Below are 599 nucleotides of genomic sequence, written 5' to 3'. Positions count from 1 at the left end.
CAATCCCAGTACACCGCAGCGAACGCCGTCGACGCCGTCGAGCCGATCCCCGACGCCAGGCCGCAGTACGCCGTGTTGTTGATCAGCAGCACGCCCACGTCTGCCGTGTAGGTGTTTCGACTGGTGTGGATGCTGTCCATGTAGCCGTCGCTGGTGCCACGGAAGCGCGCGAGATCAGTATCGAAGCTGCCCGATTCGGTGTAGTTGGTGGTCTCGTAGCGGGCCAGTTCCATGGTGATGCCGACGTTGCTGTTGACATAACCCTGGTTGGATTCGGCCACCGCCAGCTGCACCAGCGACTGCATGTTGCCGCCATAAGCCGTTACTGCTGCATTGGTCGCAACCACCAGCACGCGGATGGTGGCCGGGCTACCGGACGAGGCCTGCGCGATGCCGATGCGATCGTTGTTGCCCATCGGGATTTTCGGCAGCTGGTTGTAGTCGGCCGGATGATCGGCAGGCATCCGCGATTCATCCACTTCCACCAGTACATGGCGGTTGCCCAGCGGGCGCAGGCGATACAGCTTGCCGTCCTTGCGGATCGAACCGGTGATGGTGTTGCCCGAGCGCACCAGGATCAGCGAATTACCCGGATCGTC

At 62.3% G+C, this 599-nt stretch carries 1 protein-coding gene; it reads right to left on the bottom strand.

Going from position 1 to position 599, the window contains the following annotated elements; genetic code table 11:
- The coding region (locus DAI20_RS19825) for a M12 family metallo-peptidase (protein ID WP_205781523.1) at nt 1–599 on the bottom strand (599 nt) is incomplete at both ends.

The sequence above is a fragment of the Planctomonas deserti genome (genome assembly GCF_003067705.1).
Lineage (GTDB): Bacteria > Actinomycetota > Actinomycetes > Actinomycetales > Microbacteriaceae > Planctomonas > Planctomonas deserti.
This window is presented reverse-complemented; position numbering and strand designations above follow the sequence as displayed.